The following is a 16,962-nucleotide window of genomic DNA, read 5'->3' as shown; positions in this document are numbered from 1 at the left end:
AAAATTTGAGGGTTCAGAAAATCGGAGGCCTGGTGTTTATAAGGTTGCTGTATCCAATAGTTTCATATAGTTGAGCAGGCAGTGATAATCCGGCTCTTCATATTTCAGTTGTCCTTCTAGCAGCACACCGGTATTAAGGGGTTCATACCCGATAGATATGAGTCCGGTGGTGATAACATCATATGTCCTTCTGATCTGATAGCTTTTAGTGCCTAGCACTTCATTGAATTTTTGGGCGTACATGAAGTCGGCCGACATGAAACTACCAAAGGTATATACCGCTTTCACCGCGCGGGTATTGGAGATCGCATAATCTGAGGCTGCTATGTTGGCAATAGTGCCACCGAGGCCATGACCAGTGAAATAGAGATCTCTGCCACCGAAAGGTTGTATGGCAGTTTTAATAGCTGCTGCCATATCCGCGTAAAGGGTATATGCGCCCATATGCACATGTGCGGAAGGGTTAGTATACCATGGAGTAGCAGAGAATACAGAGTTCGCAGCAAACGTGTTAAACTCTGTCCAGTTGATATCACCACGGAATACGACCACAATAGAGTTGTTGGTATCTCCTGAGAAGAGGTATGCCCAAGTACCGCCGTTGCTGTTGATTTTCGTAACGAATTGATAATTGGCGGGTGCATCGCCGCTGGAGCTGTCTGGATGTTGTGCCCAATGATAGGAGAGCATGGTCAGTTTGGACAGCGTGAAAGCCATATCTCTGACGAAGCCGGGAGGAGGGTTTAGATTTACCGGTTCGGGGTTGTCTGCAATAGGAGTACCATTTAATGTTTTGGTGTAGAAGATATTGGCTCTTTCCCATGATGGATCATCTTCATTAGGAATGAGACTAGCGCTAACAGGATTGTAGGTGCCTAAGAGGGAATAGCCGGAAGGAGAGTTGGGCCATTGGTCCACATCATTACCGGAATTACCTGCTCGGGTAGCCGTTACAGGCGCCGTGATGGTGTTGTTGAAATAAGTGGCCATATCGCTGTTAGCGAAGTTGGCATTAGAGAAAGTATAGCAAGGAGTAGGGGTAGTAGGAGCATTGGGTTTCATGCCGGTATGAGGATCAGCAGGACCTTGGTTGCCTATACGAAGATCGAGGGCAGCTATTTGTGCCAACGGTGCACCGAGGCCATGGCCGCAAATAAACAAAGGACGTGATGGATCTTCCCGTTTGGTAACAGCATCCCATATAGGTCTACGCAAGAACTGATAGGCAATGGAATATACAGAGAGTACTTTGGCAGTTGCAGGAATTGATTTACCAGCGATATCTGTTGGTAAGGTTTCCTGCGTAAAAGCGCCATCATATTGGTACAGGAAATATTTCAACCAGGTAATACCGAGTGCTAGGATATCTACTTGTATATCGTTGTTGTCGTTGTCTTTTACGGTTATTTTAACGATGTATCCCTGGGTAGGAACAGGAACGATTTTATCTGAGGCAGGATCATTTTTAAACGGCTGCTTTACGATATCCCATCCGGGAGGTAAAGTAGGACCGTCGTCTAGCAGATCATAAATATTTGCCTGGGCTGCGATCATTTCCAGGCTGGCAAGAGGAACTGAAATATTGGTTGCCAGGGCAGTTGCTGCGAAAGCGGTATTTGATTGTTCCATTGTATCAAGACATTTAAGTCTGGAGAACAAATCTCCTGTTGTTCCTCAGACAGGTAATTGAAGAATTCATAAAAACCGGTCCCGGGTTGTAATGTGCTGTTGTTAACGGGACCGGACCATGTTGATATGCTATTGAACGGAAAAAACTGCGGGGTTTATTCTCTGCGAATAATAATGTTTGATGCAGCGCCGGGGCTTCCAGGGCCACCTGGTGAGCCAGGACCTAGATTGCCGTTGCTACTGTCGCCTGGTTGGCCTGCTCCTCCAGGAGTGCCAGGCGTGCCGTTGAATTCTTTGCCAATGATTTTACCATTGGGGCCAAGGTCTTTGAAGAATACCATCAACGTATCTCCGTTGCCACCATCACCACCTTTGCCACCAGTGCCACCTTTACCGCCAGGGCCTTGTGGGCCGGATTGCGCCGGATTACAGGTATTTTGGCTATCGCGTGTTCCTGGAGGTCCACCGGGACCACCATCTCCACCTTTACCACCATCACCGCCTATTTGGCCAGGGCCTCCACCTGCTTCCACCGTTATCTCACCTGTAACAACGCCAAGATGAAGAGGCGATAATGGCATAGGGTTGCCTTTAAGACCTCCGGTACCAGGTCCGCCGGTACTGCCTGATGAGCCAGTCGTGCCATTAGTAGGAGGGGTTTGACAGAAGTAAGTGCAGTTGGTGCTATTGTAGCCGTATGTGCCAGCATTGCCTTGACTGCCCCTGGTACCAGTAGACCCTTGTGGGCCATATTGGGCAGGACTCGTATAAGCGGGGCCTATAACTAAGATAGATGCCATAATAGTTTACTTTTTTTAAGGTACTTGACGAACATAAACCTGGGATGTGCTGCCTTTAGCACCTGCAGTACCATTGGTGCCAGTGCTGCCATTGGGATTACCAGATCCAGGGGTGCCGAAACCGCCTGGCGTGCCTGGATCTGCCAGAAATATATCAGAATTGATAGATCCGCCGGAGGACAGCTTTGTGTAATTAGCTATAACAGTGGTACCATCACCACCATCTCCTCCTTTACCACCATTACCAGCGGTTCCCCCTCTTCCTTGTGGTCCGGTACCAGCACTATTACATTTTCTTTGAGGATCTATCGTGCCAGGATCTCCACCTGGTCCACCAGTACCGCCATTGCCTCCTTTACCGGCATCCTGGCCTCTTCCACCACCTACACGAATGATTATGGCTCCTGTCACCTCCCCAAGGTTTAAGGTAGTAGGCGGAGCGGGGCGTCCTTTAGCACCCTGAGAACCAGTGATGCCAGTAGTTCCCTGACCGCCCTGGCTACCATTGGTAGGAGCGACGAGACAGTAGTAGGTACAGTTGCTGCTATTGTAACCGCTTTGGCCGGGAGAGCCGGGAGCGCCTTTGGTACCGGTGCTTCCGGGACCGCCATTGGGAGCAGCATTGGAATAGGGTTCTCCAGTAATTAAAATTGTAGGCATGATGGAATAATGTTTTTGGGTTTAAAGATTGAAAGAAGACATAGTGGTGTATTATAATTAGGATTCCGGACGAATGATAACATTAGAAGCAGAGCCGGGACTTCCTGGATTACCTGGACTTCCAGGACCGAGATTACTGTTGCTGCTACTGCCACCTGGTCCGCCAGCACCGGGGTTTCCCGGGGCACCAAAGAAGGTGACAGATTTAATATCACCGCCATTGATGGAAGTATAGAATGCCATAATAGTAGCGCCGTCTCCACCATTGCCAGCAGTGCCACCATTGCCTCCTTTACCACCAGGACCTTGCGCTCCCGCAACACCTGCAGGGCAAGGGTATACAGGAGGAATGTTGAATGGTGGAGGGAAATTGTAAGCAGGATTGCTGCCCGGTTGTCCACCTTGTCCGCCTGTTCCGCCACCGCCACCTGTTCCGCCATCCTGGCCTGTTCCGCCACCTGCTTGAATCGTAACAGTGCCGGTTACAACGCCCAGGTGAACAGTACTAGGAGGAGCAGGACGGCCTTTGGCTCCACCTGCACCGGAAGAACCGGTAGACCCACTATTGCCGACGTCGCCATTTCCAGGTTTCCTGATACAAATGAGTTGACTGTCTGCTATCATAAAGTGACCATCAACTCCGTTTCCGCCAGTAGTGCCAGTAGATCCGGAAGTTCCCGGTGTGGCTGCGTTTGTGTAAGGTTCGCCAGTGAATACGAGGGTTGTCATTCGAATAGTTTTTGTAATCAAATATTTTATTGCTGCAAGACTACTATCGGGGACGACTAAACGTATATGTTGAATAATATTTCGTCCGTGAGAGGAAAGGGTGCTTCCATAACAGTTGCCTCCAATGCGAAGGTTATGGGGAATAATACTCCCTTATTTCTGTGTGAAGTATTGTGTGTGCAAAGAACAATTGGTAGTAATCTTAATTTCTGCGCCCTGGCCTTCTGTAATTTCTTCGAAATTAAGTACAACAGGGTCTTCGCCTTTAATGGTCCACGTTGCACCATCAGGGATGTTTGCGTCTTGCCCTGTGAATACAGCAATTCTACCAGGGAACATCAGCGAATTGATAAGCGGTACATACTCCTCCACTTTGCGGGAATCTCCCATCACATAGGCATATGCCGCTTGTCTCATTTTTTCATGCAACTGATCATCCATTCTTCCCAGGAGTTCTCCTTTAGAACCCACACTGCCCATGAGTTGACGGTGGTGATCCGCCATAGGCTCCGGATAAACTACATGGCTGTCATCTTCGCCATCAGGGACACCCACCATCTTTTTGAATTCAGCGATAGAACCCACATTGACATGAACCGGGGGAACATCAGATTCGAGTGGGTCAGAAGAGAATACCAGGTCTTTTTTTTGTTGCTGGATGTTTTTGATTTGCGCACTAAGGGTGAGATGCGCATCAGGCGCCAATCCCAGACGCTGATTGACTAAAGCGTGATTGTCTTTCTGTGCTTGCGTGAGCGTGTTCATATGCGTATTTCGTTTATGGAATAAAGAAAAAAAGAAACGTTGCGGCAATAAAGATCCTACCCGAAATAGCTTCAGGCTGGGCAATCAAAGGATTAATAAATGGAATAACAGTACGCCTGTTATTCAGAGAAATGAAATGAGTAGATTAGAGATACCACGTCATCAGGATAGTTACCGGCAAAAGATTAAAAGTGTTTACTGAAATGAATGGCGAAGGAAAGTTAACACCAGCCGGCCTTTTGAGGGTAGTTTCACAACATGTTTATCACAGTAATTGGAGGTTTAGAGTGATTGAAAAATGATGCACGAAAACTTTGATGTGCTCGAATTTATATAAACAAAATCATTTCACCAACACATCCATGTCGGTGGCTTTTTCCACATAGGGTATTTTTAGATGTATTTTAAAATTAATTTGATTGATAGTTAAGATAGTTAGGTGGGGAAGCCTAATTTGTTGCAAGATGTAAATGCGTGAAATATTTTAAAAAAAGGGTGAAAACACCTGGTCGTTAGCGAGCTTAACAGAACGGTGAAAATGAAACAGCCGGTAACTGTAGCATTGAATACAGTTACCGGCTGTATGAATAAATCATAGGTTACTCCGCGTGTAATGATTTTACTGGGTTCGCTAATGCCGCACTAATCGTTTGTACACTAATGGTGACCAATGTAATGACGATCGCCAGCATACCGGCAACTCCAAACGCCCACCAAGGAAATGTGATGCGATAGTGATAATCCGCCAGCCAATTGCTGGTAAAATACCAGGCAATAGGGCTGGCTATCGCAATAGCAATTACTACCAGCTTCAGGAAACTCCTGGAAAGAATATAACTGATACTCATCAACGTTGCACCCAGCACTTTCCGAATGGCAATTTCTTTTTTCCTTGCTTTAGCCATATAAGATACCATCCCCAATAAACCAATACAGGAAATAACGATGGAGAGTAAAGCGAAAAATGTAGAAAGCGATTTCAGCATTTGCATATCCTTAAACTTTAAGGTATACATATCATCTGCAAAATGATATTCGAATGGATAAGCTGGATTATATTTTCTGAAAATAGTAGTAATAGTAGCAAGGTTGGCAGACTGATTATGCGCAGGGTTAAACCGGTAATGAATGGTGCCAGACCAGCAGGAGGGCCCCAGGATAATTAAGGGCTGTATTTTGTCGTACGGCGATTCTATGATGAAATCTTTTACGACTCCTACTACATGCCAGTTCTTCCCTTGATCCTTGACAGTAGCTTCCAGGGGATTGCTCAGGTGCATCGCCTTTACAGCGGTTTCATTCAGCAGCATCGCTAAACTGTCTGTATGATATTTATAAACATCAAGATCCCGCCCTGCTACGAGGGTCATTTTCATGGTCTTTACCACATCTGCATCTGCAGAGAATCGTATAAAGTCTGTTTTAGCATCTGCCTCTGTACTACCAGTCCAGCTAAGGCCCCAGCCATCGCTAAAGCGTTCTGTGATGGGCGACATATTTTTGGAAACAGCCGTCACTGCGCCACTCTGCAACAACTCTTCTCGAAGTGATAAATAATTTTTATCCAGATCTCCTACAATGGTGGTATATGCCAGTCCTGTTTTGTCATATCCGCTGTTTCTATCCTGGGTATAGTTGATCTGTCGGGATACAATGATGCTGCTAATAATTAGAATAATGGCAAAACTAAACTGTAGTATTACCAATATGGATCGGGGTTGTATTCTTAACTGGTTAATTTTGTAAGTTCCTTTTAAAGACGCGATGGGTCTAAATGAAGAAAGGAAAAATGCCGGATAACTGCCTGCCAGCAAACCAGTGATCACTACGAACAGCAAGGCAAATAACCAGGTACCGGTATTTAATAGCTTTAGGGAAAGTTGAAGGTCTACCAGGTTATTTAAGACAGGCAAACAGCACATCACGAGTAATCCTGCAATCAGGAAAGCAAAAAAACTGATGATCATACTCTCTGTTATAAATTGACCAACCAGGCTGAATTTACTAGCGCCCATCACTTTACGGACGCCGATTTCCCTGGCACGTTTCTCACTTCTCGCTGTACTGAGATTCATAAAGTTAATGCAGGCAATCAGCAGGATGAAAATCCCGATAATGCCGAATAATCTAACCTGTTCAATACGGCCAGTGGTAAACTCCCCATTTCTGCTGGCATTGTAGAGGTAGTGATCTCCGTAGGAATGTGCGAATACCTGTGTGGTGGGCCTGTTGTTAGGATTCCCATGGCTGATGGTAATTTGATTTACCTTGTTGTTAAAGCTGGCAAGATTTACATTTTTATGTAATAATACGAAAGTCTGAGTGCTGTTGTTGGTCCAGTTAGAATCCACGTAGTGCAGGCTGGCCGCGAAATCCCAGGAGAGCATGCAGTCAAATTTCATATCTGTATTTCCTGGTAAATCCTTAAGCACGGCTGTTACGGTAACAGGATGTTTCTGATCCAGGGTAAATACTTTGCCCATGGGATCTTCATTCCCAAAAACGTCATGGGCAAATTTTTCCGTGATGATGATCGATGATATATTTTTAAATGTCGGAGCTTCATTCCCTCTGACAAACTTATAACTGAACATCTGGAAAAAATCAGGATCCGCGAATACTGTTTTCCCCATTACCTGTTTCTCCCTGAATTGCATCAGAAAATGGTTATCATCATCATACCTGGTTACGCCTTCCACATCTGGGTATTCGGCCTTTAACGTAGATGCCATTATTTTAGGCGTATAGGCCCAGGCATGCTGTTTCCCATCATTGAACGCATCGCGGTTACACATGACGTATAGGCGATCTCCCTTCTCGTGAAAGCGATCCATCGTCAGCATATGCTGTAACCAGACAGCTATCAGCAATGCACCCGCCATACCAATGGCAAGTCCGGTGATATTAATAACAGAGAACGCCTTATCTCGGATAAGATTACGCCACGCGGTTTTTAGGTAGTTTTTAATCATGGGTTACTATTACTTACGGAAAACGTATATCCGTGATCGTAAAAATATGCCAAAACGGTATGATATTCAATATCAATAATTTAGATGCATAATAATAAGATTTGTTGTTCGGTATCGGACAATTGGGTGTTCATAATTGGAGCGGTGAAAATCTGTTTGCAAACTAGAAAAGAATAACAGTATTTCTGTACTTGTCGTTACTTTTTATTAATACTTTCGTTTGCGTGGCCCATTCCGCCAATTCTTTTCTCAACCGCAAATTATTTCATGATGAAAATCCGAAAGCTCCTGCTGCTTTGGCTACTCGTATTGCCTGTAGTTGTAAACGCGCAGATAGATAAAGTGTATTTCGATACTCGCGACAGTGCGCACAGTTTTTATTATGCGATACCGCCGCTATCAGGAAATATCCAGGCTACAGTGGTGGTCTTCACTGGGTTTTATCCGCTGAAACGTTTGTTGGCCGAGTCTAGGTTACATAATGTAGCCGCTGGCAATGATATCCTAACCATCTATGCATCACAGGGAGAAAACCTCGTGGCAGATCCTGCATGTGTGGATAGAATGAATACCATCCTGAAACATGTGACTACTACTTATAAAACAGATACCGCACGTTATGTACTAGTTGGATATGATATTCCCGGCAATGTAGTGCTGCGATATACAGAACTGGCGACAGAAAAACCTGCTGCTACTGTGATACATCCTAAAGCAGTCATGGGTATAGGAACGGTAGTCAGTTTGGAAGGCTTATGGAACTGGGGCGCCCGCATGATGGAAAAGAATAATAACGAAGAGGATGTGATGGTAGCTAAGTTTACCCAGGAAGTATTGACCAGGCAAATAGGAGCCTTAGATGGTCATGCAGATGGCTATGCACAGTATACCCCGTTCAACAAGGATTTGAAAGGACTGGGGAATGAAAAATTCTTGCAGCATATACCGTTTCGTTTATACTATGATACCGATATCAACTGGTACTTGCAAAACAAACGAAGCAGTTTGTACGACACGCCTATTCCGGATGCCACGGCTATGATCAATAACTTGTTGATGGCGGGTAATCAGCAAGCGGAATTCATACAAGGGAAGCAACAAGGCCGTAACAGCAATGGTTACAGGCATCCGGTGAGCTTTTCCATTGTAGATGAAGTGGAGTGCATCCAGTGGGTAAAGGCATCCACAGGTATTTTTGATCCGGTAACCTATCAACCTCCTTATAAATTGACGACTCCGGAAAATTGGACAAACGAGCGATTTGGTTTACCTACTGATTTTGCTGCGCAGATACCGCTGAAAGGGGTGGAAGATATTCGTTTTGCGCCAGGATGGGGTGCGCCGGAAAGTGAAGAGCATTGGACCTATGCTTTCCTTTGGTGGCTGGAAGGCAGGCCGCAACTGAATGCGGCCCTGCTCCAAAATTATCTTTACCAATATTATACAGGTTTGGTAGGTAGGAATATAGGTAGAAGAAATATTCCTGCTGAAAAAGTGATTCCTGTAACCACCAGTATCCAGGCTGTGAAAGCCTTACCCGGGGATGAAGCCACTTATGAAGGCAACATCCATATGCTGAACTATATGCAGCCGGCACCTATGACTTTGAATGTCCGCATCCGGGTAAGAAACTGCCAGTCGCAGCAGCATACTGCAGTCTATATTGAACTATCTCCCAAACCTTATAGGCACGCCCTTTGGCAGCAAATGGACCGGATAGGAAATGAGTTCGACTGTCGTAAATAATTTATGATTTTCTTTTCAGCAGATTGCTAAATCCGTCATCATATCGCATGGTGAGGGATTTACCATCAGTGGAGAACTCCATACGAATGTAATCATAACCTACTAACCGGAATACATGGTCCGTCAGTGGCGCCATGCGGAGAAATTTACCTGCCGCGTTGGAAAAGTATAATGCGCCGTTTTCCATTTTTACCTCACGGTCTCCGAAAGCTCCCACATATCGTTGTAGGGTGGCTGCACTCAAGACCGGTGCTTGTGCGGAGCCGGCAGTCAGTTCCCTGGCCCATTGCAGCTTCAGTTTTAACTCAGGGGCAGGATTGCTTTTCAGTTGCGCATCGAAGTAGTGGAGCAGTGCGGTTTGCAAGGCATCGTCAGGGGAGGTGGCGATATCAGGATGAATGCCGGTGCCTTCCCAGTCTTTACCAGTAACAGGATTGATGCCGCAAGCGAAAGGAATTCTTCCGACAAATCCGTGGCCTAACGGGAACGGCTCTACGGGGTGTGCACCGCCACCGGTATTTTCACCAACAATCAATGCCCGCTGCCTGGTTTGCAGATCGTAACTGCATTCTTCTGCACCGGAATAGGTACGCTGACTGGTGAGTACATATACCGGAATGTGTTGGAAATGCTCGCTGCCGTCTACAGCATAAGTATAAAAAGAATCCGTTCGATTCGTTCTGCGTTCATACAAATCATTCAGATGTGTGTTTGGAGGGAGCAGGTAACTACAGATATACTGCACCATTTCCGGATCTCCACCGCCGTTGTCCCGCAGGTCGATGATGAGGGCGCCGGTGTGTTGCAATAGTCCGAAAGCTGCTTTAACAGTGGCTTTGGCAGCATCTGATACATCAACAAACATGTTCAGTTTTAGGTAACCTACATTACCATATAATACTTCTACTTTTCTAACGCCATTATTCGTAAAACTATAATCCGGCGCTGGGCGGGGGGCTGCAACTGCTGCGGTATCCGTTGGACCAGTGGCTTCCCGAGGATTATAGACAATAGACATGTGGCCATCACGATAGATATGACGCAGATCGGCGCTGAGGGTTTGTGCGAAATCGGAAGAACTGTTGACCTTACTATATGCACCCGATTGGAGTCGCTCTCCAATATATTTACTCATCTGTTTAGCCGTATCCAAGGATATATAATTCGCAACGAGTAATTCCTGCAATCGTTTTACTACTTCCTGCTTGGCTGTTGGTGTAATAGGGGTGGGCGATTGGGCACTTGTCTCCCCAAACCAAAACAAGGCAACACATACAATGATAAGCCGTTTCATGACTGTGATTTTTAATTAAGTACGAAAATCTTCGTACAATGTACGAAGATTTTCGTAAAACAAAATTTTTTCACCAGGATTCTGGATTATTTTTTCTGAAGATGGAGTGGAAAAGGCTGGTAGCTTCACTTTATAGCGGCGCATATTATCTCCGATAATATCTTCTTCTTTCAGGCACTCATGGTTTTTGCAACTGATCCAGAAGGTCTGGGTATATTTACCTCTTGGGCTTTCACCTGCTGTAAACAGCTTCCAGCATGCTACGCTTTGATGATCGAGTGTTTGAATCGTTTCCGTGCCAATTACTTTATAGGTAACATATTTAGGCGCTTCCAATCCGGCATCATAGAAACGAATGAGGAAAGTTTTGTCTGCGGCCAATGGCAGCATTTCAAACGTTTCCAGATCCAAGTTCCAGTTATAATTCGGCATATCAAAAGTGAGTTGGAAGTCTTTCGCTTTATTAACGCTCACGGTATCTCCTTTGATATCGGTATCTGACCACAGATAGACTTTGGTATTGTTGCCTACTGTTTGCAGATGGTACAGGGGTTGGAAATCGGCAATACTGTTTATGCTCAGTATTTCATGATACCTAGTACTGTCTTCGCTGTACCAATGTTGTACCGTTTCAAAAACAGGGGTATTATCGATCATGATGGTCTTCACCTCCCGTTGCCAGATATTCATCCAGAAGAGCTGTTTTTCTTGGCCTTTCTTCTGGAAGTACACCAGGTATTGACGCATACCGGGTTTAAGATACCTGGTGTCTAGGGGAATGTGTGCAGGACTGATCGTATCTGTTTGTGCCTGGACCTGTGTGCATGACAGCAGGAAGCAGAGAACGTATAGTATACGGGTGAATTGCATATGTGGGTCTTGTTTGTTATTTGCAAAAGTTCACTTTGCGCATGGTATAGAGAAATGAATTCAATGGTTGACGGTATATTTTCAGCAGTCGGGGTTCAGCAGAATGATTGAAAGAATGACCGGTTTTATTGAAGTAATGAGCGTAGTGATTGAAAAAATCAGGTTTCCCGAAATAGGATGAAATTCCTTCGTATTTTCGGACATGCAATTACTCAGCGATTTCACAACAAGCGCACGACTACAATGGCTTTCCTGGCTGGCAATTTTTATGCTGATGCTGTTTTTACAGTTGCCGGAAGATGGTTTTAGTCAGGCTACCGTTTATGCAGGTAGTAATACGTTGTATTATGCGCTGGTGATATACGGCAATACGAGTGTGCTTTACCCGCTGTTGTACCGAAAGAAACGTTATGTATGGTATGCGCTGGCGGCGCTGGTTTTTCTGACAGCGGCAGGGCTGACAAGAGCCTTTGTACTTAACTGGGTGTACAATACGTGGTATGCCAAAACGCCATCTCCCCTTACCGGCAATACCATTTTTCGGTATATGGCAGGATTGCCGCTGCTCTTCATGTTGAGCTTTTTCTTTCGTATTGTGCTGGATTATTTCACACTGAAAAGAACTACTGCTTCTTTGTTGTTGCAGAATACGCAGGCGGAACTAAATCTCCTTAAATCGCAGGTGCAGCCGCATTTCCTCTTCAATACCCTCAACAATATTTATTATGAAGCCTATCTGGAAGCACCACGAACGGCAATATTGATAGAGCGGCTATCTGAGATCATGCGCTATTTTGTAGATGAGAGTCCGAAAGATCAGGTATTGTTGTCTACCGAAATCAGTTTCCTGGAAAATTATATTGCCTTGGAAAAAATTCGGATACGGCATGCCATTGATCTGGATTTTAACCATAAAACCACCACTGATTGCCATCTGCCACCCATGTTGCTCATGACTTTTGTTGAAAATATTTTTAAACATGGCGTAGATAAAACCAGTACAGATAATAAAATATCTATCCATTTACAACAGGCACATAACCGCCTGCTGTTTAGGACCAGCAATAACCAGTGTTGTGAGCAATCGGCCAATAGTCAGCGTGGCTCCGGTATTGAGAACCTGAGAAAACGGCTCACTTTACTTTATGGCGATAACTTTGTATTGGAAACAACCAGGTCCGCCCAAACATTCACTTCCTTTTTATCCATTCCCGTATGAGCCTCAAATGTATCATAGTAGACGATGAACCGAATGCAGTTAATTTGCTGGAACTGCATATCCAGCAAGCAACAGATTGGGTCTTGCTGGCCAAATGTTATAACGCCCTGGAAGCATTGGCAGTGTTGAAAGAACAGCAGGCAGATATCATCTTCCTAGACATCAATATGCCCAAACTGGATGGAATGGAGCTGGCTGGCCTGCTGCCACCAGGATTGAAAATTATTTTCACCACCGCCTATACGGAATACGCAGCGGTAAGCTATAATTATGAAACGGTGGATTATCTGCTGAAACCTATTACCATGAAGCGTTTCCTACAGGCGAAACAAAAGATAGAAGAGAGTTTTGGAAAATTAGCTACGCAGACACTCGCCCGTAACGACAGTCCGGATTACTTCTTTGTAAAATCAGGGAAAACCATTCAGCAGATCCGCTTATCTGAACTCTGTTATTTTGAAGGCACCAGGGAGTATGTAAAGATCGTTACTGTGAAAGGGGAGGTCCTCGTGTATAAAAGATTGAAGGATATAGCAGAACAACTAAAAGCCCCTTTTATCCGCATTCATAACTCCTATATTGTGAATACGGGCTTTATTGAAAAGATCCAAGATAACCAGGTATTTATCCAAGGGAAAGCTTTCCCGCTCAGTGAAACGTTTCGTCCTGCGTTTATGGAGCTCATACAGCAACGTTTCCTGTAATACTTTGGGGTGATTTTATACCTGCTCATAATTAGTTATCTTCAAGGCATTTTCTCACCCCTAAATCATCAGTTGATGAAACACCTGCAACTTGTCATGTTCGCGAGCCTAATCGCGGGAGCGAGCTATGGGCAAACTACCCCACATCAATCAAAAGAGATCCCCGTTTATCATGGAAGAGATCTCAGTACTGAGCAACCGAAACCGGCACCAGCACCAACACCAGCACCAGTGGCAAAGCCAGCAACAACCGCCTCTCCGCAGAACTTACAGTTTTTTGTAAGGAAATGGACTACAGGCGTATCAGATGCATTCTATGTAAACAACGTAGGTGGCGTCCGCACATTGGTGGTCCAGGCAAATGCACGCACCAAGCCATTGCACATCAACAGTAACGGTACTTATTACTGGGAAGCTTATGGGGAACAGCGTAGTGGCAAATGGGTCGCTACCGGGGATAAGAACTATCCGATTGTGCTGAAAAATGCCATCCAGAACAAAGATTGGTATGTAGCGCAGCACAACAACGGTAAAAACGCGATCTACATCTGGGACCACGACGCCATCAGTTATACGGGCGTACCTATGTAATGGCTGTACAAAGCGACTGTTTTAAGGGAGAAGGGCGACCTTCTCCTTTTTTATTTAAATTGCCCCTTCATTCTCGCACTGGCGGAAAACAAGTTGAAAGTATTGGATTGGTTGTTATCTCACATAAAGCAAAATCCGCTGCTTGTCGCCCTGCCCAGCGGGCAGGGACGACTAAAAACAGCTTCTTTGGGGTAATTATAATTTGATAATAATCAGCTCTGTTCGCCTATTCTGGAGATGTTCTGCCTCTGTACATTTCACGCCATTAGCACACTTATTCACTAATCTTGTTTCGCCATATCCTTTGGCAGTAAGGCGGGACGCGGCGATACCTTTTTTCACAAGATAGGCTACCGTTGCCGCTGCACGACGTTGGGAGAGTGCAAGATTGAAGGCGTCGTTCGCTCTTGAATCCGTATGTGCGGCCAGTTCCACTTCCATGGTGGCATGTTCTTGGAGGAGCGTTACCAGTTTATCCAGTTCTGCTGCGGCCTCCGGACGTATATCCGATTTGCCCAAATCGAAATAGATGTTATCAAGCCTATACGGCACTTTCAGTTGTGTAAAATCTATTTGCTTTTTAGGCGGTTGTACGGTTGCCTCAGGAGCAGGCTGGGTAGGCGTTTTCTCCGTAACAACAGGCTTAATAACAGGTTGTGGTGTTGGTGCCTCTGGTATAAACCGGTATATATCATCGCTGCCTAAGCCACCATCACGATTGGAAGCGAAGTATAGCATGCTATCCAGAACGGCCGGCGCAAAATCATCATGGCTGCTGTTTACAGGCGTTCCCATATGATGGATGGTCCATTTGCTACCTTGCTTTTCCGCCTGGAAAATATCCAATCCGCCTAATCCTGGATGGCCATCACTGGCAAAGTAAAAATGACCTTCGGGATCAAAAGATGGTGTACGCTCATTGCCTGGCGTATTGATAGCAGTACCCATGTTTACGGGTGTTCCCCATTGGCCAGCGGCCTTGATTACATAGTAGATATCTGTTCCGCCTTGGTGATCTGGTCCTTGGGTGGCTACAAAATAAAGGGTATCGCCTGCGGGACTAATCCATGGATCTCCCACGGAGTATTGTAGCATGGCATTGAAAGGTAGTTCCGGCGAAACGATCCATTTATCCTGGTTATTGCGCGTGACTTCCTTTACCGCAATATTCATAGTGAGGATGGAATCCTTACCCAGCAAGGAACCTGTCTTCTTGCGATAGCTAGTAACTGCCAAGTACATCGTAGTGCCGTTGGCGTTATAAGAGGCATTGGAGCTGTGGTAGTCGCCATTGATATTGCCTCGTTCCAGTGCGTGGATATTGGTACTATCTCCATTACTTTCGTACAGATGAAGATAGCTATTGCCTGTCCAGGTATACATCTTCTTTTTAATGTTCTCATTTTCAAAGAAGGGCGACTTCCGAGAGTAGTTATACGGACGGTCTGATGCAAATATGTATTTGCTGTTTTGTTTGGTAATACTCCAATCAGAATAGGGAGAATTCAGCGCCGCCATATTCTCCAATCTACCTTTTACCGGTTCCTTTATACGGATTGGCGCTGTGTTACAGCCTTCCCGCATATTGCGTCCCAGGATGCTATTGGGATTTTCTTGTAGATAGTGATCGAGTAGGATTGCGGCTGTATCATATTTTTCATTATTCATCAGGACGGCGGCGTATCTCAACTCATCCTCCGATGTTCCACCCTTGGTTTGCCAAAGTTGCGCATACCAGATAGCGGCATTTTGATAATCTTTAATCAGCCTGTAACAATCGGCTGCTCCACGGGCTGCCTTGGCGCTAGGTTTCTTGTGAAAAGCCTTGATGAATAAAGGTGTAGCCTTTTCAAAATTGTACAACCGGAAGGCAGCCATGGCCTCCGTGTATGCATATTGCGCATTTGCATGATGGCCCATACCTGCTGCCAGAAAGGTGAGCAACAGGCCTGGAATATATTTTCTCTTTGGATGCTTAGGCATATGAAAATACTTTAAACTGCATTAGAAATAACGGGGAGACATCATTCTGGCATTCCTTCTTTTGAAAAAATAGCCAATGGATAATTCATGCGTAGGATAGTTGGTAGCTACCGTACCATTCATGGTCATATCGTATGCATATCCCAGTCGGAGTTTATCATTTACAAATACCTCTGCCATAAACACCAGTGCAGCCGGCTTTTTCAGGTTATCCTGTAAATTGGATTTGCGCATGTAGGTGGAACGATAGGAGGCGCCCAACCATAGTTTCTGACTGATTAATACAAACGTATTGAGGTCAATGCTGGTAGGACCCGCCAAATCTTCCTTCACGAGGATACTGGGTTTTAGCAGCAATTGTTCCGACAGTGGAACAAGGCCTCCCATGGTAAAGTACAGATGCGGCTTTAATGGCAGGTACTCTTTCAATGCTTCCGATTTCTGAAAGGATTGGGTGAGCAAATTACTCGCAGAAACCCCCGCATAGAATTTCTCTCGGTTGAAGAATATCCCCAAACGTGCGTCTGGCATGGATCGCCGGTTCTCGCCATTAAAAATGGCCGGGTCCAGTTGAGAAGAAGAAGTAGTAAGTAGGGAGACATCCAGCCTTTGTTGCAGAAAGCCTCCACTGATCCCCACGGAGAACCTGGAGGAACCATCCTCATTTACAGGAATACGATAGGCGTAAGTGGCGTAAAAGGAGGTCGTATTAGAAGCACCCAATTTATCACTCATCGCCTGTATACCAAGGCCCACACGATCATTGTTCGCAGTGCCATCGGCGGCAACAGAGAAGGTTTGTGGTGCGCCAGGATAGTTGGTCCATTGATTACGGTAGAATGCATGGATATTCCATTGCTCCCGGTATCCAGCATAAGCAGGATTTACATATATCCCGTTAAACATGTACTGGCTAAACTGTGCATCTTGCTGTGCGGAGACGGAAACTCCGCACAGGGTGAAGATTAGAACAGATAGGACTTTATGCATAGGTAATATT

14 protein-coding genes are annotated in these 16,962 nt (G+C 45.4%); 4 read left to right on the top strand and 10 right to left on the bottom strand.

The features are described from left to right. Positions 1-36: 36 nt before the first annotated feature. The 6 genes from JO154_RS26345 to JO154_RS26320 all read right to left on the bottom strand — a co-directional run bounded on the left by JO154_RS26345 (position 37) and on the right by JO154_RS26320 (position 7,555). Positions 37-1,629 carry a hypothetical protein gene (locus JO154_RS26345; RefSeq protein ID WP_291952164.1) on the bottom strand — a complete coding sequence of 531 codons (1,593 nt, stop codon included), beginning with the start codon at positions 1,627-1,629 and terminating at the stop codon, positions 37-39. A gap of 155 nt (positions 1,630-1,784) precedes the next feature. Next, positions 1,785-2,429, bottom strand: coding sequence for a hypothetical protein (locus tag JO154_RS26340; RefSeq protein WP_291952162.1), 645 nt, complete (start codon positions 2,427-2,429; stop codon positions 1,785-1,787). A gap of 15 nt (positions 2,430-2,444) precedes the next feature. After that, entirely contained in the window at positions 2,445-3,089 is a 645-nt protein-coding gene (locus JO154_RS26335) for a hypothetical protein (protein ID WP_291952160.1), read from the bottom strand. A 57-nt stretch (positions 3,090-3,146) separates the two neighbouring features. Continuing rightward, complete coding sequence (locus JO154_RS26330; protein WP_291952158.1) at positions 3,147-3,818, bottom strand: hypothetical protein; 672 nt, start codon at positions 3,816-3,818, stop codon at positions 3,147-3,149. Positions 3,819-3,971: 153 nt separating this feature from the next. Beyond that, positions 3,972-4,583, bottom strand: a complete 612-nt coding sequence (locus JO154_RS26325; RefSeq protein WP_291952156.1) for a hypothetical protein — start codon at positions 4,581-4,583, stop codon at positions 3,972-3,974. Between the two features lie 599 nt (positions 4,584-5,182). Further along, positions 5,183-7,555 (bottom strand): ABC transporter permease, encoded by a 2,373-nt coding sequence (locus tag JO154_RS26320; protein WP_291952154.1) that lies wholly within the window; start codon positions 7,553-7,555, stop codon positions 5,183-5,185. Positions 7,556-7,822: 267 nt separating this feature from the next. Here JO154_RS26320 and JO154_RS26315 point away from each other — a divergent pair, with 267 nt between their 5' ends. Then, positions 7,823-9,301 (top strand): hypothetical protein, encoded by a 1,479-nt coding sequence (locus tag JO154_RS26315; protein WP_291952152.1) that lies wholly within the window; start codon positions 7,823-7,825, stop codon positions 9,299-9,301. A 1-nt stretch (position 9,302) separates the two neighbouring features. On the opposite strand, the gene JO154_RS26310 is transcribed toward JO154_RS26315, so the two are convergent. After that, the gene (locus tag JO154_RS26310; protein WP_291952150.1) at positions 9,303-10,595 is read right to left on the bottom strand and encodes a S41 family peptidase; all 1,293 of its coding nucleotides are present in this window, start codon (positions 10,593-10,595) and stop codon (positions 9,303-9,305) included. A gap of 15 nt (positions 10,596-10,610) precedes the next feature. After that, complete coding sequence (locus JO154_RS26305) at positions 10,611-11,465, bottom strand: hypothetical protein (protein ID WP_291952148.1); 855 nt, start codon at positions 11,463-11,465, stop codon at positions 10,611-10,613. 202 nt (positions 11,466-11,667) lie between these two features. Here JO154_RS26305 and JO154_RS26300 point away from each other — a divergent pair, with 202 nt between their 5' ends. The 3 genes from JO154_RS26300 (at position 11,668) to JO154_RS26290 (ending at position 13,979) form a co-directional block, all read left to right on the top strand. Next, positions 11,668-12,684 carry a histidine kinase gene (locus tag JO154_RS26300; protein ID WP_291952146.1) on the top strand — a complete coding sequence of 339 codons (1,017 nt, stop codon included), beginning with the start codon at positions 11,668-11,670 and terminating at the stop codon, positions 12,682-12,684. Continuing rightward, positions 12,681-13,388, top strand: coding sequence for a LytTR family DNA-binding domain-containing protein (locus JO154_RS26295; protein ID WP_291952144.1), 708 nt, complete (start codon positions 12,681-12,683; stop codon positions 13,386-13,388). The genes JO154_RS26300 and JO154_RS26295 overlap by 4 nt, the downstream gene beginning before the upstream one ends. Before the next feature lie 75 nt (positions 13,389-13,463). Beyond that, positions 13,464-13,979 carry a hypothetical protein gene (locus tag JO154_RS26290; RefSeq protein WP_291952142.1) on the top strand — a complete coding sequence of 172 codons (516 nt, stop codon included), beginning with the start codon at positions 13,464-13,466 and terminating at the stop codon, positions 13,977-13,979. A 195-nt stretch (positions 13,980-14,174) separates the two neighbouring features. Here JO154_RS26290 and JO154_RS26285 read toward each other — a convergent pair whose 3' ends face one another. Together JO154_RS26285 and JO154_RS26280 are read right to left on the bottom strand one after the other, a co-directional pair. Then, a complete protein-coding gene (locus JO154_RS26285; protein ID WP_291952139.1) occupies positions 14,175-15,962 on the bottom strand; it encodes an OmpA family protein in 1,788 nt (595 codons plus the stop codon). 21 nt (positions 15,963-15,983) lie between these two features. Continuing rightward, positions 15,984-16,952 carry a type IX secretion system membrane protein PorP/SprF gene (locus JO154_RS26280; RefSeq protein ID WP_291952137.1) on the bottom strand — a complete coding sequence of 323 codons (969 nt, stop codon included), beginning with the start codon at positions 16,950-16,952 and terminating at the stop codon, positions 15,984-15,986. Positions 16,953-16,962: the final 10 nt, after the last annotated feature.

Origin of the sequence: Chitinophaga sp. (assembly GCF_019236475.1) — a bacterium.
Classification (GTDB): Bacteria; Bacteroidota; Bacteroidia; order Chitinophagales; family Chitinophagaceae; genus Chitinophaga.
This window is presented reverse-complemented; position numbering and strand designations above follow the sequence as displayed.

Excerpts from the sequence above, each read along its gene's own strand:
- JO154_RS26345 (WP_291952164.1), bottom strand. The coding sequence starts at position 1,629 with ATGGAACAATCAAATACCGCTTTCGCAGCAACTGCCCTGGCAACCAAT.
- JO154_RS26340 (WP_291952162.1), bottom strand. The coding sequence starts at position 2,429 with ATGGCATCTATCTTAGTTATAGGCCCCGCTTATACGAGTCCTGCCCAA.
- JO154_RS26335 (WP_291952160.1), bottom strand. The coding sequence starts at position 3,089 with ATGCCTACAATTTTAATTACTGGAGAACCCTATTCCAATGCTGCTCCC.
- JO154_RS26330 (WP_291952158.1), bottom strand. The coding sequence starts at position 3,818 with ATGACAACCCTCGTATTCACTGGCGAACCTTACACAAACGCAGCCACA.
- JO154_RS26325 (WP_291952156.1), bottom strand. The coding sequence starts at position 4,583 with ATGAACACGCTCACGCAAGCACAGAAAGACAATCACGCTTTAGTCAAT.
- JO154_RS26320 (WP_291952154.1), bottom strand. The coding sequence starts at position 7,555 with ATGATTAAAAACTACCTAAAAACCGCGTGGCGTAATCTTATCCGAGAT.
- JO154_RS26315 (WP_291952152.1), top strand. The coding sequence starts at position 7,823 with ATGATGAAAATCCGAAAGCTCCTGCTGCTTTGGCTACTCGTATTGCCT.
- JO154_RS26310 (WP_291952150.1), bottom strand. The coding sequence starts at position 10,595 with ATGAAACGGCTTATCATTGTATGTGTTGCCTTGTTTTGGTTTGGGGAG.
- JO154_RS26305 (WP_291952148.1), bottom strand. The coding sequence starts at position 11,465 with ATGCAATTCACCCGTATACTATACGTTCTCTGCTTCCTGCTGTCATGC.
- JO154_RS26300 (WP_291952146.1), top strand. The coding sequence starts at position 11,668 with ATGCAATTACTCAGCGATTTCACAACAAGCGCACGACTACAATGGCTT.
- JO154_RS26295 (WP_291952144.1), top strand. The coding sequence starts at position 12,681 with ATGAGCCTCAAATGTATCATAGTAGACGATGAACCGAATGCAGTTAAT.
- JO154_RS26290 (WP_291952142.1), top strand. The coding sequence starts at position 13,464 with ATGAAACACCTGCAACTTGTCATGTTCGCGAGCCTAATCGCGGGAGCG.
- JO154_RS26285 (WP_291952139.1), bottom strand. The coding sequence starts at position 15,962 with ATGCCTAAGCATCCAAAGAGAAAATATATTCCAGGCCTGTTGCTCACC.
- JO154_RS26280 (WP_291952137.1), bottom strand. The coding sequence starts at position 16,952 with ATGCATAAAGTCCTATCTGTTCTAATCTTCACCCTGTGCGGAGTTTCC.